Annotated in this window: 15 protein-coding genes; 12 read left to right on the top strand and 3 right to left on the bottom strand. The window is 68.6% G+C overall.

Going from position 1 to position 16,395, the window contains the following annotated elements:
- The first annotated feature begins 9 nt into the window (after positions 1 to 9).
- From V5E28_RS07290 to V5E28_RS07265, 6 genes are all read left to right on the top strand, one after another.
- Positions 10 to 1,296, top strand: a complete 1,287-nt coding sequence (locus tag V5E28_RS07290; protein ID WP_336205620.1) for an ABC transporter substrate-binding protein — start codon at positions 10 to 12, stop codon at positions 1,294 to 1,296.
- A 38-nt stretch (positions 1,297 to 1,334) separates the two neighbouring features.
- The gene (locus V5E28_RS07285) at positions 1,335 to 1,727 is read left to right on the top strand and encodes a hypothetical protein (protein WP_336205619.1); all 393 of its coding nucleotides are present in this window, start codon (positions 1,335 to 1,337) and stop codon (positions 1,725 to 1,727) included.
- 44 nt (positions 1,728 to 1,771) lie between these two features.
- Positions 1,772 to 2,098 (top strand): YidH family protein, encoded by a 327-nt coding sequence (locus tag V5E28_RS07280; RefSeq protein ID WP_336205618.1) that lies wholly within the window; start codon positions 1,772 to 1,774, stop codon positions 2,096 to 2,098.
- Position 2,099: 1 nt separating this feature from the next.
- Positions 2,100 to 2,429: a DUF202 domain-containing protein gene (locus tag V5E28_RS07275; protein ID WP_336205617.1), complete on the top strand. Its 330-nt coding sequence runs from the start codon at positions 2,100 to 2,102 to the stop codon at positions 2,427 to 2,429.
- 56 nt (positions 2,430 to 2,485) lie between these two features.
- Positions 2,486 to 2,791, top strand: a complete 306-nt coding sequence (locus V5E28_RS07270) for a hypothetical protein (RefSeq protein ID WP_336205616.1) — start codon at positions 2,486 to 2,488, stop codon at positions 2,789 to 2,791.
- Positions 2,792 to 2,893: 102 nt separating this feature from the next.
- Positions 2,894 to 3,052: a hypothetical protein gene (locus tag V5E28_RS07265; protein WP_336205615.1), complete on the top strand. Its 159-nt coding sequence runs from the start codon at positions 2,894 to 2,896 to the stop codon at positions 3,050 to 3,052.
- Between the two features lies 1 nt (position 3,053).
- Here the strand turns inward: V5E28_RS07265 and V5E28_RS07260 are convergent, their stop codons facing one another.
- Positions 3,054 to 4,877: an ABC transporter ATP-binding protein gene (locus V5E28_RS07260; RefSeq protein ID WP_336205614.1), complete on the bottom strand. Its 1,824-nt coding sequence runs from the start codon at positions 4,875 to 4,877 to the stop codon at positions 3,054 to 3,056.
- Positions 4,874 to 6,595, bottom strand: a complete 1,722-nt coding sequence (locus V5E28_RS07255; protein WP_336205613.1) for an ABC transporter ATP-binding protein — start codon at positions 6,593 to 6,595, stop codon at positions 4,874 to 4,876. Before V5E28_RS07255 ends, V5E28_RS07260 begins: the two co-directional genes overlap by 4 nt.
- A gap of 172 nt (positions 6,596 to 6,767) precedes the next feature.
- On the opposite strand from V5E28_RS07255, the gene V5E28_RS07250 reads away from it, so the two are divergent.
- From V5E28_RS07250 to V5E28_RS07240, 3 genes are all read left to right on the top strand, one after another.
- Positions 6,768 to 7,247, top strand: a complete 480-nt coding sequence (locus tag V5E28_RS07250) for a nucleoside deaminase (protein WP_336205612.1) — start codon at positions 6,768 to 6,770, stop codon at positions 7,245 to 7,247.
- A 228-nt stretch (positions 7,248 to 7,475) separates the two neighbouring features.
- Entirely contained in the window at positions 7,476 to 8,630 is a 1,155-nt protein-coding gene (locus tag V5E28_RS07245; RefSeq protein ID WP_336205611.1) for an FxsB family cyclophane-forming radical SAM/SPASM peptide maturase, read from the top strand.
- Positions 8,631 to 8,640: 10 nt separating this feature from the next.
- On the top strand, positions 8,641 to 9,942 hold the full coding sequence (locus V5E28_RS07240; RefSeq protein ID WP_336205610.1) for an HEXXH motif domain-containing protein: 1,302 nt from the start codon (positions 8,641 to 8,643) through the stop codon (positions 9,940 to 9,942).
- Here the strand turns inward: V5E28_RS07240 and fxsT are convergent.
- A complete protein-coding gene (gene fxsT, locus V5E28_RS07235) occupies positions 9,937 to 12,471 on the bottom strand; it encodes an FxSxx-COOH system tetratricopeptide repeat protein (protein ID WP_336205609.1) in 2,535 nt (844 codons plus the stop codon). The two genes, V5E28_RS07240 and fxsT, sit on opposite strands and share 6 nt — an antisense overlap.
- 153 nt (positions 12,472 to 12,624) lie before the next feature.
- On the opposite strand from fxsT, the gene fxsA reads away from it, so the two are divergent.
- The 3 genes from fxsA to V5E28_RS07225 all read left to right on the top strand — a co-directional run bounded on the left by fxsA (position 12,625) and on the right by V5E28_RS07225 (position 16,388).
- Positions 12,625 to 12,777, top strand: a complete 153-nt coding sequence (gene fxsA, locus V5E28_RS49455; RefSeq protein ID WP_442945783.1) for an FxSxx-COOH cyclophane-containing RiPP peptide — start codon at positions 12,625 to 12,627, stop codon at positions 12,775 to 12,777.
- A gap of 211 nt (positions 12,778 to 12,988) precedes the next feature.
- The gene (locus V5E28_RS07230; RefSeq protein WP_336205608.1) at positions 12,989 to 14,878 is read left to right on the top strand and encodes a tetratricopeptide repeat protein; all 1,890 of its coding nucleotides are present in this window, start codon (positions 12,989 to 12,991) and stop codon (positions 14,876 to 14,878) included.
- A gap of 100 nt (positions 14,879 to 14,978) precedes the next feature.
- A complete protein-coding gene (locus tag V5E28_RS07225) occupies positions 14,979 to 16,388 on the top strand; it encodes an MFS transporter (protein ID WP_336205607.1) in 1,410 nt (469 codons plus the stop codon).
- The last annotated feature ends 7 nt before the right edge of the window (positions 16,389 to 16,395 follow it).

The following is a 16,395-nucleotide window of genomic DNA, read 5'->3' as shown; positions in this document are numbered from 1 at the left end:
GGATTTTTCATGAAGAGTCGCTATGTGGTGGCGATCACCGCGGTAGTGGCCCTTCTGTCCGCGTGCGGCGTCTTCCGGGGGGACGACGAGGGCAGCAAGGCCGCCTCGACCACAGGTGTCACCGCCGAGCCCTGTCCGTCCGCCGTCGACAGGAACAAGGGGTGCATCTACCTCGGCTCCATCTCCGACCTGACCGCCGGCCCGTTCGCGGCGCTGGCCGTGCCCATCACCGAGGCACAGAAGGCGTTCTGGGCACGGGTCAACAAGGCGGGCGGCATCGGCGGCAAGTACGAGGTGGACGTCACCGCCTACGTCCGCGACAACAAGTACAACCCGGAGGTGCACCGGCAGGTCTACAACGAGATCAAGGACAAGGTCCTGGGCCTGGCGCAGACTCTCGGCTCGCCCACCACCGCAGCCATCATCGGCGACCTCAAGGCCGGGAGCATCGTCTCCGCCCCGGCGTCCTGGACCTCGGCGTGGGAGTTCGAGGACGTGGTGATCGAGACCGGCGCCAACTACTGCGTCGAGGCGATGAACTCCGTCGACTACGCGATGGAGGCCTACAAGCCCGAGTCCGTGATGGCCGTTCACCTGGCGGGCGACTACGGCGCCGACGCCGCGGCGGGCGCCAAGATCGCGGCGGAGAAGCACGGGCTGGAGTTCACCGCCGTCGAGACCCCTTCGGGCGCCACCGAGCAGGGACGCGCGATCACCGAGATCACCGGTAAGAAGCCTGACCTGGTCATCCTCACCACCGGTCCGGCGGACGCGGCCACCATCGTCGGCCAGGCCGCCGCCGCGGGCTACAAGGGGCGGTTCATCGGCACCGGCCCGACCTGGAACCCGGCCCTGCTCAAGTCCCCGGCCGCGCCCGCGCTCAAGGCGCTGTACGAGCAGTCGGCGCCGGGCAAGCCGTGGGGCGCGGACACGCCGGGACACCAGGCCATGCGCGACGCGCTGCCGGGCGTGACGCCGAACGACGGCTACACCTCCGGCTGGGCGTGGGCGTATCCGATGAAGGCGGCGCTGGACGCGATGGTCGCCGGGGGCGACATCAGCCGCAAGGGCCTGCTGGCGGCGGTCAAGACGCTCAAGACCGTCGACTACGAGGGCATGCTGCCGCCCGAGGCGGGCAACTTCGCCGACGATCCCAACGCCGCGACGTTCCGCCAGACGCTCGTCAACAAACTGGACGACCAGGCGCCCACTGGCGTCACCGAGGTCAAGGACTTCTTCACCGGCCCCACCGCCGAGGCCCACACCTTCGACGGGCCCTGCTTCGCCAAGCTGTAAGCGCGTCTGGGGCAGGGGTCGTTGGGTAGGGTCGAGTCATGCGTCGCCTCTATAGACGGTTCGTGCCCCTCGCCGCCTTCCCTGTCATCCTGTTCGCCGCCGGATGCGGTGAGGTCAACAACACGATCGACAGGGCTCAGGCGTGCCTGGAAGCGCCGAAGATCATCGCCGACCTGACCGCCCAGCTGAGCAGCCTGGTCAACGATCCACAAGCCATGGAGAAAGCGCTCGACGACACGGCCGCCAAGCTGGGCGACGTCGCCGACAAGGCCGCCAACACCACGATCAAGGAAGCTTCCGACGACCTGGCCGCCACCCTGTCCGGCATCAACGTCCAGAACGCCAACGACGCGGTGGACGCCGCTCAGAAGGTGGGCGCCGACACGGCCGCGTACGTGGAGAAGGTCGCGCAGGCCTGCACCGGAAGCTAATCCCGATATCTCTAGGGAGAATAGGTGCGAACTACCGTTTTCCCATGGAGCCCGACCCGCGTTTCACCCTTGCCAACGAACGTACGTTCCTCACCTGGCTGAGCACCGCCCTGGCGCTCAGCGCGGGTGGCGTGGCCATGGCGGCGGTGCCGGCCGACATCTTCGTGCCCTGGCTGCGCACCGCGCTGGCCGTCGTGCTCGTGACACTCGCGGCGCTGGCCGCCGGCATGGCCTACCCGCGCTGGCGCAACATCCAGCGTGCCCTGCGTGACCAGGCTCCCCTTCCGCCGCCCGCCCTGGCGGCCGTCTTCGGTTACGGCGTCGCGGCCGTCGCGGTGCTCGCCCTGGTGCTCGTCCTGCTGGCGGCCTGACATGTCAGCGGAGATCTGGGACCGGGGGCTGCAGAGCGAGCGGACCCGCCTGGCCTGGGTGCGCACCGCGGTGGCCCTGGCCACGGGCGGACTGGGCGCCACCGGGCTCGCGGCGCGCGCGGGCCTTCCCCTGCCGGCCGTCGCCGGCTTCGCGCTGGCCGCGCTCTGCGGCGCGGTCCTGCTCATCAGGACCGGCACGCGCTTCCGCGCCGTACAGCGGGCGCTGCACGCCGGCACGCCGCTGGACAACGGGCCGGACGCGCTGCTGGCCTGGCTCGGCACGCTCGCCGTGGTCGCCGGCGCGCTCGTCTTCGTCGTCTTCGTGCGCTGACCCGGGTTGCGGGCAGCGGGGAGTGAGGCGGACACTCGGAGTGAGGGGGTGACCTCATGACAGAAGAGCGCAGGAGCCTTCCGTTCGAGTGCCGCACATGCTGGCACGTCTGGGAAGAGGACTATCTCGTCAGGCTCGTCGACACCCGCAACGGCACCGAGCGCGAGATCTGGCTGCGGGCCGGGGTGCCCGTGCCGCCGCCGTCGTCGTCGGGCGCCGTGTGCCCGCGATGCGGCTGCCAGCAGGCCGTCATGTTCCCGGACGGCTATCTCGCCCGGCATCCCGAGCTGATCCCGCCCGCCGAGCCGCCCGTGCCCGACGCGACCCCGCTGCTCAGCCCGGTGCGCAAGCTCCTAACCTGACCGTGGGTGACCATTTAACCGACGAGCACGGCCACGACGTCGAGATCTGGTTCATCGGAGGCCGGCACCCGGAGCTGGTGCCCGCGCCCGAGCCGGCGCCCCGTGGCGGGGACGCAGCTCGTCCCCGCCCAGGCGAGGCGGGTGCCCGCGGCGCGCGGGCCACGCACCGGCCGGCTGCTGGTCGGGCTCGGCCTGCCGGTGCTCGTGGCCGCGGGCTACGAGGTCTATCAGGTGCTCGTGGCCGTCACGCACCATCACTGAGTCAGCTGAGGCTCTCCAGCCAGGCCCGGTGCAGGTCGGCGAAGCGGCCCGAGTCGGCGATCAGCCGGTCTGGCGGTCCGTCCTCGACGATCTCGCCGCGCTCCATGACCAGCACCCGGTCGGCGATCTCCACGGTCGACAGACGGTGGGCGATGATCAGCGCCGTGCGGTCGGACAGGATCGTGCGCAGCGCCCGCTGGACCAGCCGCTCGCTCGGCACGTCCAGGCTGGAGGTTGCCTCGTCCAGGATCAGCACCGCCGGGTCGGCCAGGAACGCCCTGGCGAACGCGACGAGCTGGCGCTGTCCGGCCGACATGCGGCCGCCGCGCTTGCCCACCTCGGTCTCGTAGCCGTCGGGCAGCGCCGAGATGAACTCGTGCGCGCCGATCGCCTTGGCCGCCTCCCGCACCTGCCGGTCGGAGGCCTCCGGCCTGCCGAACTTGATGTTGTCCATGACGGTGCCGCTGAACAGGAAGTTCTCCTGCGTCACCATGACCACGGCCCCGCGCAGCGTCGCCTCGTCCAGCGTGCGCAGGTCGACGCCGTCGAGCAGCACCCGTCCCGCCGTCGGGTCGTAGAAGCGGGAGATCAGCTTGGCCAGCGTCGTCTTGCCCGCCCCCGTCGAGCCGACCAGCGCCACGCTCTGCCCCGCCGGGATCGTCAGATCCAGGCCCGGCAGGATCGGCATCTCCTCGACGTAGGCGAACCTGACCCCCTCGAAGCGCACCTTGCCGCGCGGCTCGGGCAGCGCCGCCGGCTCGCGCGGCTCCGGCACCACCGGCTCCTCCTCCAGCACGCCCGACAGCTTCTCCAGCGCCGCGCTGGCCGACTGCAGCGTGTTGTAGAACTGGCTGATCTCCTGCATGGGCTCGTAGAACCCGCGCAGGTAGAGCAGGAAGGCGGTGAGCACCCCGACCGTGACCTCCCCGTGGAAGGCCAGCCACCCGCCGTAGAAGAGCACGCCGGCCACGGTCACGTTGCCGATCAGCTTGATCCCCGGCATGAACACCGCGATCAGCTTCATGGCCCTGACGTTGGCTTCCCGGTAGTCGCCGTTGAGCTCCTCGAAGATGTCCTGGTTGCGCGGCTCCCTGCGGAAGGCCTGCACCGCGCGGATGCCGGTCATCGACTCCACGAAGTGCACGATGACCAGCGCCACCGTCTCCCTGGTGCGCCGGTAGACGATCGCCGACTGCTGCCGGAACCAGCGGGTGAACAGCAGCAGCAGCGGCAGCGGGATCAGCGCCACCAGGCCGAGATGGAAGTCCAGCACCAGCAGCAGCGCCGCGGTGCCGAACATCGTCAGCAGCGCGGTCACCAGGCCGTCGAAGCCCGACTGCAGCAGCTCGGCGATGGCCTCGATGTCGGAGGTGAGCCGCGAGATGACACGCCCGGAGGTGTACTTCTCGTGGAAGCTCAGCGACAGCCGCTGGAAGTGGTCGAACACCCGCCTGCGCAGCTCCAGCAGGATGTCCTGCCCGATCCGGCCCGACAGCTTGAGGAACGCCTGCCGGGTGAGCGCCTGGGTGACGGCCGCCGCCAGGATGACGCCCACCACGGTCAGCAGCGTGCCGGGCCCGGTGCCGCGCAGCATCGGCGGAATGCCCGCGTCGATGCCCACCTTCACCAGGTAGGGGATGGCCAGCCCGGCCACGTTGGAGACGATGATGATCGCGGTGAGCAGCGCGATGGCCTTGCGGTGCGGAGTGAGCAGGTCGCCGAGCAGCCTGCGGGAGCGCGCCCGCAGCAGCCCGCTGACCTTGTCCGACAGCTCGTCCTGATCCTCGGAGGCCACCCCCCGCCACGTGGTCGTCGAGGTCGTCAACGCAGAGCTCCTTCCGACGGGTCGAGATCGGCGTCCTGCGCGAGCAGCTCCCGATACTCCGGCACCTCGTTCAGCAGGTCCTGGTGACGGCCCACGTGCGTGATCGTGCCGTCGACCAGCAGGGCCACCTTGTCGGCCAGCAGCACGGTGGAGGCCCGGTGCGCGACCACGATCCCGGTCGCCTCGCGCAGCACCTCGCGCAGCGCCTCCTCCACCAGCGCCTCGGTCTCCACGTCCAGCGCCGACAGCGTGTCGTCGAGCACGAGGATCCTGGGCCTGCTCAGCACGGCCCGCGCCAGGGCGAGCCGCTGCCGCTGGCCGCCGGACAGCGACATGCCCTGCTCGCCGATCCGGGTGTCGAGCCCCCACGGCAGGTCGTACACGAACATGGCCTGGGCGGTGCGGATCGCGCCGTCCAGCTCCTCCTCGGTGGCGTCGTGGCGGCCCAGCATGAGGTTCTCGCGCACACTCATCGAGAACAGCGTCGGCTCCTCGAACGCCGTGGCCACCACCGAACGCAGCTCGGGCAGGGCCAGGTCGCGCACGTCGTGCCCGTCGATCGTGACGCGCCCGGCCGTGGGGTCGATCAGTCGGGGCACCAGCGCGGTCAGCGTCGTCTTGCCCGAGCCGGTGGCGCCCACCACGGCGACCGTCTCGCCCGGCCGCACCTCCAGCTGGACGTCGCGCAGCACCGGCCGGTCCGCGCCGGGGAAGCGGAACTCCACCCCTTCGAAGCGGAGGTGGCCGCGCGGGCGCTCGATCCTGCCGGTGCCGCCGGTGATCGCCGGGACCGTGTCCATGACCTCCATGACCCGGTCGGCGGAGGTCATCGCCTCCTGCGCCATCGCCAGGATGTAGCCGAGGCTCGCGATGGGCCAGACGAGCTGGAGCACCAGGGTGGTGAACGCGAACAGCGCACCCAGAGTGAGCTGCCCCTGTCCCACGGCCAGCGCGCCGAGCAGCAGCACCATCGCCAGCGTGAAGTTCGGGATCACCTCCAGGAAGGTGAAGAAGCGGGCGGACAGCCGCACCTTGTCCATCGAGGTGGCGTGGACCTTCAGCGCGGCCTCGTCGAAGCGCTCGTACACATGGTGGCGGCGGCCGAACGCCTTGATGGTCCGGATGCCGATCGCCGACTCCTCCACGAACGTGGCGAGATCGCCCTGCTCGTCCTGAACCTGGCGGGAGATCTTGATGTAGCGCTTCTCGAACCGCATCGAGAGGATCACGATCGGCACCGCGGACGCCGCCACGAGCAGCCCGAGCAGCCAGTACTTGTTCAGCAGCAGCCCGGTGACCACGATGAGCTGCAGGATGTTCATGACCAGGAACAGCATGCCGAAGCCGAGGAACCTGCGGATCGTCGACAGGTCGGTGGTCACCCGGGACAGCAGCTGGCCGGACTGCCAATCGCCGTGGAAGCTCATCGGCAGCCGCTGCAGGTGTTCGTACACGTCGTCGCGGATCTGCGTCTCAAGCCCGAGCACCGGCTTGATCTGCGCCCAGCGGCGCAGGAAGATCAGCAGGGCTTCGAGCACACCCAGCCCCAGCGCGAGCGATCCCAGCAGGAGCAGCGCTCCGGAGTCACCGTCGCGCACGGGACCGTCGACGACCTGCTCGCCCACGAGGGGCAGCGCGATGCTGGCGCCGATGCCGACGATCGCGGCCAGCCAGATGAACACCAGCCTGGTTACGTAGGGGCGGAGATAGAACCTCATCCGCCACAGTGAGTTGGTTTTGAGCAGGGGACGACGAAGAGAGCGCGTATCAGGAGGCATCCTTCTAAGGCTAATACGGCGGATCAACTGATTTTCGGCGGCGCGGGCGCCGGTGAGCATGACGTGGCGCAACCGGCACCGACCCCTGCCGTTGGCGTGGCAGGCTGACACCATGAACGAGTCAGACCTCCGCCACCTGCGCAGATGTGTCGAACTGGCGGCCCGGGCGCTGGAGTCCGGCGACGAGCCGTTCGGCTCCGTCCTGGTCGGCGCCGACGGCGCCGTACTCGGTGAGGACCACAACCACGTCGTCGCGACCGGGGACCGGACCCGGCACCCGGAGTTCGAGCTGGCCCGCTGGGCGGCGTCCCACCTGACGCCGTCGGAACGCGCGGCGGCCACCGTGTACACGTCGGGGGAGCACTGCCCGATGTGCGCCGCCGCCCACGGGTGGGTGGGGCTGGGGCGGATCGTGTACGTGGCGTCTTCGGAGCAGCTGGCCGCATGGCTGGGGGAGATGGGGGTGCCCGCCCCGCCCGTGCGGACGCTGGCGATCCGTGAGGTGGTGCCGGGGGCGGTGGTGGAGGGACCGGTGCCGGAGCTCGCCGAGGAGGTCCGGGAGCTGCACCGCCGCTTCCACGGTGCGTACTGATCCTCGCGTCAACGCGGGCGTAGTACGAGACACAGCCCTTTACAGCAAGTAATGGCAATTATGTCCTGGCATTTATGTGTCCCCGGATAAGTCCTCCTCATTTGAACATGTCTCGGCTAATATCATGAATCACTCGTAAATTTCCGGGCGGGTGCGGGGTGTTCCAGGTTGACATTCCACGCGGGAGACCCAGAGCGAGAGTGGCCCGCCACTCTTGACCTGGCCGAAATGTACGCGAACGGCTGGCAGCCTCACCCCTTCCGTCAGTTCCTCCTCAAAGTCCACAGTCGTTGCAATCTGGCGTGCGACTACTGCTACGTCTACACGCTGGCCGACCAGAGCTGGCGATCACAACCCAAGATCATGTCCCCCGAGATCGTCTCGGCCGCTGCCAAGCGCATCGCCGAGCACGCCGCGGCGCACGGGATCAGCGCCGTCCGGCTGATCCTGCATGGCGGCGAGCCCCTGCTGGCGGGGCCGGCCTTCCTGCGCGAGGCCGTGGCGGCCATCCGCGCGGCAGCCGCTCCCCACGTGCAGGTGGAGGCCGTTGTCCAGACCAATGGCGTGCTCCTCGACGAGCGGGCGCTGCGCTCCTTCGACGATCTCGCCGTCAAGGTGGGGGTCAGCCTGGACGGGAGTGCTCGCGGCAACGATCGAAACCGCCGGTTCGCGGACGGCCGTAGCAGTTTCGCCGACGTCGCCGGCGCGCTCGCGCTGCTGATGAGACCGGCCTTCCGGCATTTGTACAGCGGACTGTTGTGCACGGTGGATCTGGGTAATGACCCGATCGAAACTTATGACGCCCTGGCGCAATTCCAGCCGCCGATGATTGACTTCCTCCTTCCGCACGGCACCTGGGATTCGCCGCCACCCGGCCGCACGGCGGACTCCGAGCGGACGCCGTACGGCGACTGGCTGATCACCGTTTTCGACCGCTGGTACGGCTCGAGTGGGGGACCGGAAGTCCGGCTCTTCCAAGAGATCATCAATCTGCTGCTCGGTGGCGCATCCGCCAGTGAGGCGGTCGGCCTGACCCCGTCAAGCCTGGTCGTGATCGAGACCGACGGCACGATCGAGCAGACCGACTCGCTGAAAGTGGTGCGGCACGGCGCCGCCGCCACCGGCCTCAACATCGTCGACCACGCCCTCGACGCGGCGCTGCGACATCCCGGCATAGTGGCCAGGCAACTCGGCTGGGAAGCGCTGAGCGACACCTGCACATCCTGCCGCTTCGCCCGGGTCTGTGGCGGTGGGCTCTATCCGCATCGTTACCGGCCGGGCACGGGATTCCGCAATCCGTCGGTCTACTGCCACGACCTCTACAGGCTCATCGGCCACATCCGCTCCCGTCTCGTCGATGACCTACGGCGATCCTCGCGCTGAAAGGAACTCCATGGACCCACGGCCGCATCGGTTACCGGATGAGGTGCTCGCACGGCTGGCGGCCGGTGGCGGTGGGGCAGCGGCCGCACGCCATCTCGTGTCGGCCGAACGCAGCAAGCACCGTCTGCTCGTCCTCGGGGTGGCGCGGCTGGCGAGCGGTGACGGTCACCCTCATGCCAAGGCGGTCGACCACGCCTACGACGTGCTCGCGGACATCGAGAAGGAACGGCCGGCGGTGGTGCGCGACGTGCTGGGGTATCCGGCGGTCGGCGGCTGGGCGGGACACACGCTCCGAGCGCTGCGGAGCGGGAACGCGGACCCGATGGCTCCGCCCCGGCTCGGGGCGATCGCGGCGGTGGCCGCGCTCAAGGCGGGCGTCGCGTGCTGGACCGAGGCACCCGCGGAAGGAGGCAAGATCATGCTTCCGTCCCTGGGACAGATCGTGCTGCATGACCGTACGGCCGATCCGGCGGAGCTGGTGGACCTGCGTGTGCACGCTGACGGGACGGTGGAAGCCGGGGAAAGGCGGATCCGCGTGCCGGCGGGCGAGCAACCCGGGTGGCAGCCCCTGCATCGGGTGCGTACCCGGGACGGATCGTTCGCCCCGCTGGTGGACGATCTCGACCCTTACCGGTGGCCCGGCGACACGGTGATCGAGGAGCGCCTGCCCGAGGCCGGGCTGCGCAGCTGGCAGGCCTGCCTGGAGTCGGCATGGCAGATGCTGCGGGAGCAGCACTGGACGATCGCGGCGGAGGCCGACGCGATCGTCTCCGTGCTGACGCCGATCAAGGGACCGTCACAGGGCATGAACAGCGCCTCGGCCGGAGGGCGATTCGGCGCGATCGCCATGTCGACGCCACCGGACGGGCGATGGCTGGCGTCCACGTTCGCGCACGAGGTTCAGCACGCCAAACTCGGCGCCGTGCTCGACATCGTGGAGCTGCTCGAACCGGACGAGAGCCTGCACTACGCGGCGTGGCGTGACGATCCCCGGCCGTTGTCGGGACTGATCCAGGGCGCGTACGCATATCTGGGCGTGTCCGGCTTCTGGCGGCGCCGGCGGGCGTTCGAGACCGATCTGCGCCCGCACATCGAGTTCGCCCGCTGGCGGGAGTGCGCGTTCGACGCCGTGGGGACTCTGCTGGACAGCGGCTGCCTCACGCCGCCGGGCAAGCGGTTCGTCACCGCCATGCGGCGCACCCTGGCGGCATGGCTGGCGGAGCCGGTCCCCGCCGAGGCTCAGGATGTCGCCGGGCAGGAGGAAGCGGCGCATCGGGCGGCCTGGATCGCCCGCAACGGCCGGGCTCTATAGCGTCACCGGGTCGAAGTCCCAGTCGAAGCGCTTTCCGGCGGTGGCGTGGATCCGCTCGGGATGGTCGGCGGCGAGGTGTTCCGCATAGTGCCTCATCGTGGTCTCGTAGAGCGTGTCCGCCGCCGTGGTGGAGCCGCACGCGCGCAGGTCGATGGAGAGGTTGACGGCAGCCGACAGCGACAGCAGGTGCGTCTCGCCGAAGAACTGCCGCACATGTGCCAAGGTCTTCTCGCCCAGTTCGCGCGCGCCGCCGCTGTCCCCGAGCGCGGCCAGGTCGCTCGCGAGATTGATCGCACTGTCGAAGGTGTACTCGTGATCGGCGCCAACGGTGGCGTTCAGGCCTTCGTACGCTTCCCGATCCAGCTTTTCGGCTTGCCGGACGTCGCCGCGCAGACGATAGAGCAGCGCCTGATTGATCAGGCACCCGTAGACGAACGGATGATTCTCGCCGAAGGCGTTCCGGTAGCGGGGCAACACGTTGCCGGCCAGCGCCAGCGCCTCGTCCGGACGCCCCGCCTGCCGCAGGGTGTTGCTCAGCGCGACCATCGCGGCCATCGTCTCGGGGTGATCCGGACCCAGGAGCTTGGACAGCCGGGCGTAGGTTTCCTCGATGAGCTCGAGAGCACCGGTGATGTCCCCTGTCCGGCGCCTGGCGATGGACAGGTCCCTGGCCGTCATCAGAGTGAGAGGATGCTCCAGCTGCAGCTCCCGGCGGCCATAGGCATAGGCCTCCTCTCCGAAGTCACAGGCCTGTGCGTGATCACCGCACAATCTCACGATCCGGGCGAGTCCGTTCCAGGACATCTGCACGTCCCACTTGCTGACTCCCTCCTTGGCGCCGCTCTGCTCCAGGTAGGCGAGTTGCTGCAACTCCCGGGCGGACTCGTACTCGCTGAGCAGGGCGTGATCCAGCGCGAGGTTGTTGATCACGCGCATGGTCGCGGGGGCGTCCCGGCCGAACTCGCGCTCATGAGCCGCCAGCGACCCGGTGTCCTGGTCGAAGGCCTCGCGGAACCTTCCCTGGGAGCGCAGGTTCGCCGCGTAGGTGAGGGCGACGCGCAGCGTCTCCTCGTGATCGGGGCCGAACTCGCTCTGCATGAGGTCCAGTGTCGCCTCGTTGAGTTCGTATGACTCCTTGTACGCACCCATCTGCCAGAGCACGTTGCCCAGGTGTCTGCGCAGTTGCAGGACGTTGCGGCTCGCCGGGCCGGATGGCGAGGTCCAATGGTCGAGGAACTCCAGGGCGAAGGCTCTGGCCGAGGTGTAGTTGGCCGCGCGATACAGATAGCGGACGATGTTGATGCCGAATGACTGCACCTCTTCGTCGCCGCACTGCATCAGGCCTGAGGGGCGTACGTGAGTGACGAGCGCCTCGAAGTCCTGCCACTGGCCGGTGTCCTCGGGGTCGGTGGGCGCGGCGCTCGCCAGCAGCTGGTGCACCTCGTGCCTGATCTCCTTGCGCTGGTCCTCGTTGAGCGAGTCACGCAGGAGCGCCTGGACGAGCCGGTGCACCTGGACGGTGCCGGCATCCTGCTCCACCTTCACCAGGGCGAACCGGCTGAGCTCGGCGATCGCCTGGGTGAGCAGGAGAGGGTTGGCCAGGAGCGGCCCCATACGCCGGGCGCCGCTCTTGTTGCCACGGCGGAAGACGTCTCGCGGGATGGGGTCCGGGCCGAAGAAGGCGAGGCAGCGGAGCACCTCGGCGGCCTGCGGCAGCCGGTTCTCGATCTCGTGGACCGACAGTTGCCACGCCGCCGTCATGGAGTGCGGGTACTCCGTCGACTTGCCCATGCCCAGCAGGGTCCGCGTCTGCTTGGACAGCTGCTCGACGTAGTCTTCGGTCGACATGCCGGTCATGACCTGCAGAGCCGCCGCCTGCTCGAGTGCCAGAGGCAGGTCTCCCAGCTCGTGCGCGAGGTGCTCGGCCTCCTTCTCGTCCACGTTGCGCTGCAGTCGCTTGCGCAGGAAGGCGACGCTCTCCGTGGTGGAGAAGACATCCACCGGCACGGTCTCCGCCACACCGCTCCAGCGGCTGTTCCTGGAGGTGATCAGGATGTGGCCGGGACCACCCTCGGGAAGGAAATCCCTGATCTGCTCCGGCTCGTCGGCGTTGTCGAAGATCAGCAACCAGCTGTCGTACGGATCTCCCCGCTGCAACGCGTCCCGGACCGAGGCGGCCGCCTCCTCGATGCCGATGCTGCCCGCCGGGCGCAGCTTGAGCTCGTCGGTGAGCGCCGCGAGGGTGCTCGGGACGAGCATCGGCTGGTCGGAGGGCACCCACCACACGAGGTCGTAGAAGCCGCGGTACTGCCACGCGTACTCGATCGCGAGCTGGGTCTTGCCCACACCGCCGAGTCCCTGCAGCGCCTGAGGCAGCGGCACGACGGCGGCCTTGGCCGTGGTCAGCATGCTGTCGCGCAACTGCGTAAGCAGCTCTTCGCGTCCGGTGAAGTGCTTGTTGCGACCTGGGATCTTCCCCCAGATCACCGGCATCCGTGCCGATGCCTGTGTGCCGGCCCGCTCCTCCACGTCGCCTCCACCTCCCAGCCCGTCTAAATTCGATCCTACGATTGATTCTGGCGGAGTGTAGATAGAAAATGACATAAGAGAAGCCGCGTGACCATGCACAGGATAATCGGGCAGTGTTTATGGGTGACCGTAAATAGGTTATAGGGAGAGCGCATGGTAGACGAGAACGCGACCGGTCTCATCGATGTCAGTGAAATCGATCTGGAGCGCTTGAAGAGTCTCCGGATCCCCGCTCTCACCAGAGCGCTGCAGAGATGCGCGGAAGAGGGAGGCGGCACGGTAGCGGGTTTCCAGTCAGCTCTCTGATCTCGCACGTCATGCCTGATGGAAGCGTAGATCGGCATGAGGTGAGTGGCGCATCATATTCACGCTCTCGGTTCAGCCTGATGCATGGGTGGCGTCGAGCGAGTACGGTTGAGGGGCGCCGATGATTCTGCAAGAGGATTGCAAGGTCGTCATTCGATGCTGAGCTGATGAGCGAATTCTCGATGAAATGCCTGGGTAGCGGGATGTGGCGATGACTTCCAGCGGCAGCGACCCGAAGCCATACGTAGGCCTGCGCCCATTTCGCCGGGAGGATCGCGCGACATTCTTCGGCCGTGACCGCGAAGCCGCCGAGCTGGCGGCGCGCTGGTGTGACAACCGGCTGACCATTCTGCACGGCCCCCCGGGCGTGGGGAAGACCTCGCTCCTGGCGGCCGGAGTGCTGCCGCGCCTGGACGACGGGCCGGTGCTGCCGGTGGGCAGTGTTCTCCGGCCGCTGTCCGTGCCTGCCGGGCTCATCCCTGTTGACAGCGATTCGCGCGTCTTCTCCCTGCTGTCGTCGTGGTCGCCACACGAGATTCCGACCGAGTTCTCCGGACTCACGGTCGCGGCCTATCTCAGGCGATACCACTGGAGTCCCGAGGGCCGGCCTGTCATGGCCGCCATCGACCATGCCGAGGAGGTGTTCGGCTCCGGACCGGTGGACCAAGCGCACCTTCTCGACCAACTGGCCGACGCCCTCGATGGCCGGCTGCCCCTGCGCCTGCTCATCGTGATCTCCGACGAACACCTCGCGCCCCTCCTGGACCACGCCGGGCTGCGAGGGCACGTCACGAGGAGCACCCTCTACCCTCTCGGGCCCCTGAACGTCTCCTCGGCCCTGCACGCGTGCCGCAGGCCGCTCGACGGCCTGGGGCGGGAGTTCGAGCCTGGGGCGGCGGAGGAACTGGTCGACGATCTGCGGGTCACCCTGTCCGCTCGCTTGCCGACCGTCGAGCCGGTCCATCTCCAGGCGGTGTGCTCCACCCTCTGGGAGAAGGTTCGGGGGTGGAGCCGGCCGATCACCTCCGCCGACCTGGTGGACTCCGACCAGGTGCTCACCGACTTCTGCCACGGCCGGATCGTCGAGGTGGCCCATGACCATCTGCACGGTGACGTGGACAAGCTGATCGCGTTGTTACGGCAGATCGCCGTCGGCGACGGAACGGACGGTGGTGACCTGCCCGCGCCTGTCGTGCGCGTGCTGGCGGAACGCCATGTCCTCCGGCTGGGTCCGGATGGCCTTTACAGGGTGCCCGGCAGATTGGTGCGGCCCTTCCTGCGGGGCAGGTTCAGGAAGCGGGAAGAGGAGCAGCCCGCGGCGGCCGATCAGCTGCACGCCGCCCGGCACGCGTTACATCATGGCCTTTTCGAGCTCGCCGCCAAGCACGCGGGCGAGGCCATGCGGCACTCGGCGGGCGACGCGAGGTTACGGGCCCGCATCGAGTCGTTCTCCGGGGACATGGCCTATCTCAGAGATGACCTCGACGAGGCGCTGGTCCATTACCGCAGGGCCGCTCAGATGTTCGACACGATCAACGGCGCCCAGCAGACCGTCGCCACCCTTCTCACCGCCATCGGGCGGATTCTCATGAGCCAGGGGCAATTCGATTCCGCGATCGGCGAGCTGAACGGCGCGGTAAGGCGAAGTCCGGATAAATCGGTCATTCAGACCGAATTAGCGTGGGCCCTGTGGTATCGCGGGAAAGAGAGCGGAGCCGTCGACGTCCTCGACAGTGCCCTGGCGCGGAAGGGGGACTCTCCCGAAGCGCTGCGCGCCCGGGGCGAGATCCTTTCCGATCTGGAACGGCCGCAGCCCGCCCTGCTCGACCTCGACCGGGTACCGCACGAGCGGCCCTCCACCCGGGCCGCCTACGCGCTCGCTCTGGCGCTGAGCGGAAACGTCTCCAAGGCCGTGCGCGCCATCCCTCCACTTGACCGCGAGAGCGACGGCCCGACCCTGCTGCGCGCCGCCCGGGTGATGGAGGCCGCGGGGAACCGGCCGGAGGCGGTGCGCCTGGCCCGCCGCGCACGGCAGAGCACCGGTCGGCGGCCTCTTCCGCCGCAACTCGCGGCCGAAGCGGACCGGCTCATTCGCAGCTGACGCGGCCCACATCCTGATCTGCGGTCTGTTTTGGCGGCACAGATGGCTGGTTTACTCCTGCTCGTCATTTCACCGCTCAACAATGCTCTAGTCTTCGACAGTGCTCGGGCCTTCATCCGTGCGCCGAACCGAAATCAAAGCCGCCAAAGTCCGAATCTCGGAAGCTCTGGTGGTAGGCGTGCGCCAGATTAAGCAGTTCTATGCGCTATTCACCGTTCATCGACCCTTTCGGTGGGCTTGGACGGGTTCGACCTTTTCCATGCTGAGCACACGTACGCTCGGTGTGACCTATCCGTTGCTGGCCTTCACCATCACAGGTTCATCCGCCTATATCGGCTGGGTGATGTTCGCCTCGACGGTTCCCGGTCTGCTGTGCTACATCCCGGCCGGAGCGCTCATCGACCGGCTCGGGCCGCGCAGGGTTCTCGTGTGGAGCGAGACGGGACGCGCACTCCTCGTGGCCGGGCTCTGCGTCGTCATGGTCTCTGGATCGTTGCAGATCGCGCATCTCATGGCCTTCGCGCTGGCCGAAGGCGTGCTGTCCGTCCTGTCCTCGGTCGCGGAGACCGCGCTGATACCGAGGACCGTCGAACCGGACGATGTCGGCCTCGCGCTGTCCATGCACGAGACGACCCTGCAAGGGGTCGTGCTCGCGGGACGTCCGCTCGGCGGGCTGCTGTACGGGATGGGGCCGCTCGTCCCGTTCATCGCCAACGCGGGCACATTCCTGTTCGCCGGCCTGGTGCTCCGCCGCCTGCCCAAGGAGAGGGCTCCGGACACGACGGCGCGGGACAAGCTGCTCAACCAGATTCGGGCCGGCCTCAGCGAGCTGTGGCGTCACCCGTTCCTGCGATCCGCGACGATCATCACCGCACTCACCAATCTGATGGTGCAGTGCCTGATCGTCGTGTTCCTGTCCGCGGCGACCGCTGACGCTCTGCACCCGGTGCTCGTGGGCACGATCCTGGCCGCCGCGGGCGTCGGCGGTGTCATCGGGGCGTTCATCTCGCCGGTACGCCAGCAGATCCTGCGCAGGATCGAGCGGAGATCGGCCCAGCACGAGCTGGCCGCCGCGCTGACGCAATGGATGGGACTGTCGCGGCGGCGCCGATCCATGATGCTGGTGCACGTCTGGGCGTGTGTCGCGGCGCTCGGGCTCACCCTCGCGGGCCGGCAGTCCTGGCTGGCATTCGCCGCGGCGCTGCTGGTCATCGGCCTGGCCGGAGGGCTGAGCAACGTCACCATGCGGACCGTGCTCAGCCGGGTGCCCGCCGACAAGAACGCGCGGGTGGTGAGCGCCTCCCGCCTGGGCACTTACAGCGCCGTCGCGCTCGGCCCTCTGCTGGCCACCCTGCTGTTCACCGGGGTCCAGCCGCAGATCTCGCTGTTCATCCTGTTCGTCTTCACGACGGTGCTCGCGGTCGCGGTCACCGCGGTGCCCGGCATCAGGAACAGCCTGTCGTCCAGTCCGGCCACATCATCGGGGGCGCAGCCCGTGGAAGGGATCTGATCCGCCG

The organism is Nonomuraea sp. LPB2021202275-12-8, assembly GCF_037044575.1.
GTDB lineage: Bacteria > Actinomycetota > Actinomycetes > Streptosporangiales > Streptosporangiaceae > Nonomuraea.
Note: the sequence above shows the minus strand (reverse complement) of the source record. Positions and strands in the feature narration are given on the sequence as shown.